The sequence below is a fragment of the Komagataeibacter xylinus genome, assembly GCF_031081985.1.
In the GTDB taxonomy this organism is placed as follows: domain Bacteria; phylum Pseudomonadota; class Alphaproteobacteria; order Acetobacterales; family Acetobacteraceae; genus Komagataeibacter; species Komagataeibacter xylinus_E.
Genome location: NZ_JARWSK010000012.1, coordinates 39,977 through 46,226, shown reverse-complemented (window position 1 = coordinate 46,226; position 6,250 = coordinate 39,977). Strand labels below are relative to the sequence as shown.

The window sequence follows — 6,250 nt, the reverse complement described above, 5'->3', positions numbered from 1 at the left end:
TCATGCTCTCATGCTCTCATGCTCTCATGCTCTCATGCTCTCATGCTCTCATGCTCTCATGCTCTCATGCTCTCATGTTAACACGATGACATTGAAATGAGTGCCAACACATCGGCTGGAGATATATGAAATGTTCGGTTCGATTAAATTATTCGTTTTTTGTGAGTTAGATATTGAGTTATCAAAATATCATGATAATGAGTTAATATGTTAACACGGAAACATGATGGCATGAAAACAATCGCGATCATTAGTCAGAAGGGGGGGGCTGGGAAGACGACGCTTGCCCTGCACCTGGCGACCAGTGCCAGTGCCGCTGGATACGTTTCTCTTATCCTCGATACAGACCCTCAAGCGACTGCAAGTTCATGGAAAGCGTGGCGAGGGGATGCCGACCCGGATGTGGTGGATTGTGCAGCCCACGCCTTGTTATCAAGAAAGCTGGAGCAAGCCTCTGAACTAGGCGCAGAGCTATCAATAATAGATACCCCGCCTCATGCCGATATTATGGCGCGTGAGGCGTGCCGTGTCGCTGACTTCTTATTGATTCCATGTAGACCACGCGCTTTCGATATGGATGCTGTCAGAACAACGGCAGAACTTGTGCGAGCCAGTGGCAAGCCTGCCTTTGTGATTTTTACTGCAGGGCCTCCTCGTGCGCCTCAAGTTTATAGAGAGGCGGCTGCGGTCGTGGCGCAGTTCGGCATCCCTGTTGCTCCTGTTGTCTTGTCAGAGCGTGCGATTTTTCATCATAGCGTTGGTTCCGGTCAGACTGCGCAGGAAGCGGAGCCGGACAGCAAGGCTGCTGCTGATGTGGCACGGTTGTGGAATTGGGTGTGTGATCAAGTTAACATGCCATCACACAAACAAGATGATACAAAAACACGTTAGCAAATTTCTAAGTTAAGGACGTACAGCATGAGTCGGTTTGCTGGTCTCAAAAAGACGGTCGCGCCATCGGTTGTGGAACCGGAAGCGCAAGCAGTGGTAGAGAAAGCCCGCTCGCGCAATCCGAGAGAAGGTAAGCGGGCTGTGGTGGGATATTTTTCCCCAGCGGTTAGCAAGGGACTACATCAACTCGCCCTTGATACTGATACAACTATTCAGGGTTTGATTGGGGAAGCCATTGATGACCTGATGCGTAAGCACGGGCGCCATCCTTTTGGAGAGCGCTGACCCCTATTTCACGTAGAAGTATGCTTGTATATTTGCACAATCAGGGTTGACCGCGCTTAGCAAACCACGTCTCGCAGAACTTGATGAAATGCCGCTCGGGATTCTTCGGGGCGATCTCGTTATCACCCAGCCACATACGCCATTCTCTTTCGAGATGGTGTACATCCCAACCTGGTGCGACGTTCCGAGCATCCCCGTAAATATCAGGATCGAGCGCGCCCATCCAAGCCTCTGCTGCGGGCTCGGCAGCTTTCATCGTGCCGCGATTGATAAATGTTACCATGTCTTTCTGGAGATCGAATTCGACACGGTAATCTGGCAGATGATCGCTCGCTGCGAGATTTTTTATCATCTGTCGGAATAGCTTTTCTGGGCTTTGAGAGCCTGATTTTTTCAACAGAATCTCAAGAGAGACTTTCCATGCTGTTTGCTGACCGCAATGCTTGCGGGCTAGTTCATAAACGCGTCGTTCCAACGGTTTGCGTAGCCGGAAATAATCACGGTGTAGTGTCAGAACATCATTGCTCTTGATTGCGTTAAAGACCCAATCCGACAGCTTGATTTCGCAATGCAACAGGCGGCCGTCGAGGCCGAGTTTACGGCGGATGGATGAAGCGTCGATCAGGCCAAAACCGTCCACCTGTTCTTCGTCGCCTGTGACAATGTTGGTGCGGATACGGGTTCCCTCAAGGCGGTCGAGGGCTTCGATGAGGGCCTTATAGTCTTTACCTGCCGTACCGCGATTGGTGAAGATAAGTAAGTCACGGCTGCTGATCCGCACCCGTTGCGATACCTTCTCCCCGGCTTTTAGCTTCGCCATGATCTGTGAAATGCAGTAGATCAAAATATCCTTGTCGTAGATTGTAGCAAGACCCTTCACGCTTGGCGTGATTTCCAGCCATTGCCCATTATGCTCATAGCGGCGAATGGAAGTCTCAGGTTTTTTGGACAAGGAATAGAACGGATGCTCCATTTGGGGCATCACATCCTTAAGTACCGCATCTGCCACGTCGCAGATGAACAGGTCATGCTGAGGATGACGCTCCGGTAAAAGAGCCTCATAAACAACTGGCTGATTCGGGGTTTCAGATACCATAACTTACGTTCGGGGTTTCAGATACCCGTGTCAAGTGATTCGGGGTTTTAAATACCGGAAGCAAGATTCGGGGTTTCAGATACCAAGATTCGGGGTTTTAAATACCAAGATTCGGGGTTTTAAATACCAAAACAGCGGAATTACGATAATTTATCTTTTTAAATCATCTGCTTATGGACCCATTGGAATCCCTTAACACAGAATCTAACACATATTTAACACCGTCTTTGGTTTTTCATCCTGTGGATAATTTCTCAAATCCTAAAAATTCCAAATTTAAATTTGATCACCGCCTCTTGGGGGCTCTGCCCCCGCCGGCTCGCGGCCTACGGCCGCCCCGATCGCGCTTCGCGCGATCTCCCACCCGGCATCCCCCTGCTCGCCCTTTCCGGGCTGCGCTAAACGGACACGCCTTCGGCGTGAAAATATCATATGACAATGCGATAAACGCATCCTCCCCGCCTGCGTCGGCACCTTCGGCGCCCTACGGGGCTCCCGCTCCGCGCTCGCCCGACACCTGCAACGCCAGAAAAACCGGGCAAGACCGCAATCTGCTCAAGACACAACGGAGTTCAGACGGTCATTCAGCGCCTCACATGTTGCAGCATGCCCACCAGGCACTACAGGATGACCGTACAGGCGTTATCGAACGTGGTGGCTGGCACAGGGTAGACCATAGAGGGAATTACGCTCTGTGCGGCCTCCCAGAGTGCTCTACGGGCATTGCAGGGAATTGACGGCCTGGTCACATCCTTTTACCTGCCTTCTTGAACAGGGGTCAGGCCGTGTGTATGATGTGTAAATGAAAAGTGCCGATCTGATCCGGGAGCTGGAAAAAGCAGGCTGGAAGCTGGATCGCGTGCGCGGTTCACACAACGTCTTCAAACATCCGTCGCGACCAGGGATCGTGGTCGTCCCTCATCCCAAAAAGGATCTGGGCACCGGTCTGGTTGCCGCCATCCGCAAACAGGCGGGTCTCTAGGAGGATCATCATGCGCTATCCGGTTGTTATCGAACGGGGCAGCGAGGCAACGGCGTTTGGTGTTGTCTTTCCTGACCTTCCCGGCTGCTTTTCGGCAGGCGACACGCTCGATGAAGCCATTTCCAATGCGGAAGAGGCCGCTGCGGCATGGATCGATGCCACGCTGGATGCCGGAGAGGCTGTGCCTTCTCCCAGCACGCTCGACGCCATCCAGAACAACCCGGATTATGAGGGCTGGACAGTGGGCTTTGTCACCATTGATCCGGCCGTTCTCGATGACCGGGTGGAACGGGCGAACATCTCCCTTCCCAGGCGCGTTCTGGAGCGGCTGGATGCGCTTGCCAGATCATCCCATGAGAGCCGTTCCGGCATGATCGCGGCCATGACCCTGCAGGCAAGGCTTAAGCCGGTGGTCAGGAGCAAATGAACAACCAGAACAGGGGAGATCGGGCGATGTAGGTACGCCCGGAAATCACTCCGTGCGTCATGGAGGGGAAGCTCCCATGTCTCGCACCTATCATCACAGCCGCAGACACAGCCGGGACCATCGCTGGGCCAACCGGCCGGATCGCTGTGGCTATGGAGGCTCACGTGATGCCTCTGAATCTCCAAACTGGTACAGCCATCTGCACGATATCCGCCCTGGCCGTCATCATGACAGGCATATTGCGCACCTGACCCAGGCCGAGATCCTGTACGGGCCGGCCCTGCTGCCGGCAGGACGCCGACGGGATCTGCTTGAATTATAGGTTCATTGAACCTATAATTCAGCATGAAGTCACGGTGGACGGTCGAAGACCTGTCGTTCGAAATGGACGATGACCAGAGCAGTGATCCGATCGCAACCCTGGTTATTCAGGCTCCCGGTGTCGTTCTGATGGTCATGGCTGAATTCAGTGTCGATCGATCCCAAGGATTCATGAAGCTGGCCAAGACTCACATCCACGGTGCAACAGCTAATGGGGTTGGGTTCGCCAATCTGAAAACGATCGCACAGGCCGTTCTGGAAGGAATGGATCTCGATGAAATCATCATTGAAGGCGGAATTCGCACGACTGGGGCCTGTCCGGGCCATATCCCGCGTCCGTTCCGGTTCACGCGCCAGATTCGCCCTGACCCTGACGCGTGAGGGGTGGCCTGATCTCAATTCCATTGCCGCCACGATGGCGCTGTCCAGGCGTGGCCTGACGATGCTGGCCGCCAAGAAGACGGTGGAAGACCTCATCAGGCAATCCTCGGAACAGGCGGAAGGGCATGCAATCGTTCTGCTGCCCATGACTGATACGATCGAGGCGGTTATCTCCGACCTTGCAAAAGCCGGGATCAGGGCGATCCATGTCGATCACAAGGCCGATGTGGATGTGGCCCTGATCCGTCGGCGTCTGAAGCTCAGTCGCCGACAGTTCGCGCTCTGGTATGGTCTGGAAGAGGAAACCATCAAAGGATGGGAAAGCGGGGAACGTACGCCAGATACCGCTGCAAAAAGTTATCTGCGGGCCATTTCCAATCGGCCGGAAGCCGTGCGTGAAGCCTACGCCCATACGGAGTAAATTTCGACAGGTCCGGCTTGTTCTGGATCCTCAGGTCCCATTTCTCCCGATACCGCCGGGGCGTCGGTCATAGGAAGCGGCGGGGAAGAGACATGATGAATGAAGTGGACTATCAGGCTGCTCGTGAAGCAGGTGCGCTCCATAGAGCGACTGTTCCCCATGCGGTGTCTGCAAGGTTTATCCGTGCACGCCGCGCCATTCACGTCACGCTCTCGAATGGCGTTGAGATGAGTGTGCCAGTGGACTTGTTGCAGGGTTTGCAGGGCGCTTCCCTGAATGATCTGGCCAAGATCGAGATGACCCCGCTTGGTAACGGCCTTCACTGGCCCCGCCTTGATGCCGATGTTCTGGTCGAAGGCCTGACCCACGGTATCTATGGTTCCCGAAGCTGGATGGCAGCACAAATGGGAGGCCGGTGAGAGGATGTTCGAAAACGTACCGTAAGCGATACCGTATGCGAGACGCAGATTTATAAGACGGGTTATATGACCGGATTGTGCTTGTTTTCGTCATATCAGACTACGGTCACATAAACGCTCGTTTGTGTGACAGGTAACTTCGAAAACAGCTATCTTCGGTCATCTCTTAGGTCAGCCCGAGCCTTAGCGTACGTTTTCGAACATCCTCTCACCACTCCCCAACATGACCTTTGTCTGGCTGTTCGTCGACCGAGATCACCACAGAGGCCGAAAACAGGTTATGACGGATGCCATTGCATGGGCCAGACCATACGACCTGATCAGACCGGCGGGTCCGGCGAGGCGGGTACACCCGCGATCGCGCGCCATATGCGAAACAGCGACCATGCATCGTGCAGCGCGCGGTGGCGCACCCTGTTGCGCGCATCTTCATCTGCTTCATGATGGTCGACAATCTGCAATGCCATACGTGCCTGTACCGAGCGGGACGCGGAATGGTCGAGCAGCGGCCCTACCGCTTCGGCATAGGCAAGCTGCACCGGTAGCAGTGGTGGAGCCGCCAGTCCTGCCGCATCGCACAGCATCGATAGCCACGCGCCATCAAATGCCGTTGCATCGCTGACGACCCGCCGCCCGCGCGCGACCTGCACGAAACGATGGGCGACATCCTGTGCCGCCTTCCCGTGTGCATGCAGCATAGTAAGCGTCAGGCCATGCAGTCGCGCCGCCTGCGTGCACCATTCGGCCCACCCCTCCTGCGGATGGACAAGATAGCTTTCAGGCACCCCGTCTTGCGTTACCCATGCGACCTCAATGGGGAATCCTCCCTCGTGCAGGGAAGATGCCTCTACATCGACGAACAGGAATGGGGCCGGGGCATGTCGTGTCATGGGACCGGCAACGTCTAGCGCAGGCGTGCCCCTGTCAAACCCCGGACGTCGGGAAAGTGCAAAAAATCCTTCCTGCAAGGCGGGTAAGGGAAAACTTTCATTCCGTTTTTCGCCCATCGCTGCATATCAGTCATGCC

The 6,250-nt window shown here is 54.8% G+C and carries 8 protein-coding genes and 1 pseudogene; 7 read left to right on the top strand and 2 right to left on the bottom strand.

Going from position 1 to position 6,250, the window contains the following annotated elements:
• The first annotated feature begins 231 nt into the window (after positions 1-231).
• Entirely contained in the window at positions 232-891 is a 660-nt protein-coding gene (gene parA / locus QEG70_RS16905) for a ParA family partition ATPase (protein ID WP_082770873.1), read from the top strand.
• A 27-nt stretch (positions 892-918) separates the two neighbouring features.
• On the top strand, positions 919-1,176 hold the full coding sequence (locus tag QEG70_RS16900; RefSeq protein WP_081500450.1) for a ribbon-helix-helix domain-containing protein: 258 nt from the start codon (positions 919-921) through the stop codon (positions 1,174-1,176).
• Between the two features lie 40 nt (positions 1,177-1,216).
• Here the strand turns inward: QEG70_RS16900 and QEG70_RS16895 are convergent, their stop codons facing one another.
• A complete protein-coding gene (locus tag QEG70_RS16895; protein WP_019092487.1) occupies positions 1,217-2,272 on the bottom strand; it encodes a replication initiator protein A in 1,056 nt (351 codons plus the stop codon).
• Between the two features lie 802 nt (positions 2,273-3,074).
• Here QEG70_RS16895 and QEG70_RS16890 point away from each other — a divergent pair.
• The 5 genes and pseudogenes from QEG70_RS16890 to QEG70_RS16865 form a co-directional block, all read left to right on the top strand.
• Positions 3,075-3,254, top strand: a complete 180-nt coding sequence (locus QEG70_RS16890; RefSeq protein ID WP_019087453.1) for a type II toxin-antitoxin system HicA family toxin — start codon at positions 3,075-3,077, stop codon at positions 3,252-3,254.
• Positions 3,255-3,264: 10 nt separating this feature from the next.
• Positions 3,265-3,681: a type II toxin-antitoxin system HicB family antitoxin gene (locus QEG70_RS16885; RefSeq protein WP_061275760.1), complete on the top strand. Its 417-nt coding sequence runs from the start codon at positions 3,265-3,267 to the stop codon at positions 3,679-3,681.
• Positions 3,682-4,026: 345 nt separating this feature from the next.
• On the top strand, positions 4,027-4,383 hold the full coding sequence (locus tag QEG70_RS16875) for a hypothetical protein (protein WP_308721637.1): 357 nt from the start codon (positions 4,027-4,029) through the stop codon (positions 4,381-4,383).
• A 61-nt stretch (positions 4,384-4,444) separates the two neighbouring features.
• Positions 4,445-4,804, top strand: coding sequence for a helix-turn-helix domain-containing protein (locus tag QEG70_RS16870; RefSeq protein ID WP_239019504.1), 360 nt, complete (start codon positions 4,445-4,447; stop codon positions 4,802-4,804).
• Positions 4,805-4,896: 92 nt separating this feature from the next.
• Positions 4,897-5,214 (top strand): annotated as a pseudogene (locus QEG70_RS16865) (DUF2442 domain-containing protein); the annotation flags it as partial.
• Positions 5,215-5,543: 329 nt separating this feature from the next.
• Here the strand turns inward: QEG70_RS16865 and QEG70_RS16860 are convergent.
• Positions 5,544-6,113, bottom strand: a complete 570-nt coding sequence (locus tag QEG70_RS16860) for a 3'-5' exonuclease (protein ID WP_169797745.1) — start codon at positions 6,111-6,113, stop codon at positions 5,544-5,546.
• Positions 6,114-6,250: the final 137 nt, after the last annotated feature.

Bases quoted from the DNA above. Each gene is read 5' to 3' on its own strand.
- QEG70_RS16885 (WP_061275760.1), top strand. From the start codon at position 3,265: ATGCGCTATCCGGTTGTTATCGAACGGGGCAGCGAGGCAACGGCGTTT.
- QEG70_RS16870 (WP_239019504.1), top strand. From the start codon at position 4,445: ATGCTGGCCGCCAAGAAGACGGTGGAAGACCTCATCAGGCAATCCTCG.
- QEG70_RS16875 (WP_308721637.1), top strand. From the start codon at position 4,027: ATGAAGTCACGGTGGACGGTCGAAGACCTGTCGTTCGAAATGGACGAT.
- QEG70_RS16900 (WP_081500450.1), top strand. From the start codon at position 919: ATGAGTCGGTTTGCTGGTCTCAAAAAGACGGTCGCGCCATCGGTTGTG.
- QEG70_RS16860 (WP_169797745.1), bottom strand. From the start codon at position 6,113: ATGACACGACATGCCCCGGCCCCATTCCTGTTCGTCGATGTAGAGGCA.
- QEG70_RS16890 (WP_019087453.1), top strand. From the start codon at position 3,075: ATGAAAAGTGCCGATCTGATCCGGGAGCTGGAAAAAGCAGGCTGGAAG.
- parA (WP_082770873.1), top strand. From the start codon at position 232: ATGAAAACAATCGCGATCATTAGTCAGAAGGGGGGGGCTGGGAAGACG.
- QEG70_RS16895 (WP_019092487.1), bottom strand. From the start codon at position 2,272: ATGGTATCTGAAACCCCGAATCAGCCAGTTGTTTATGAGGCTCTTTTA.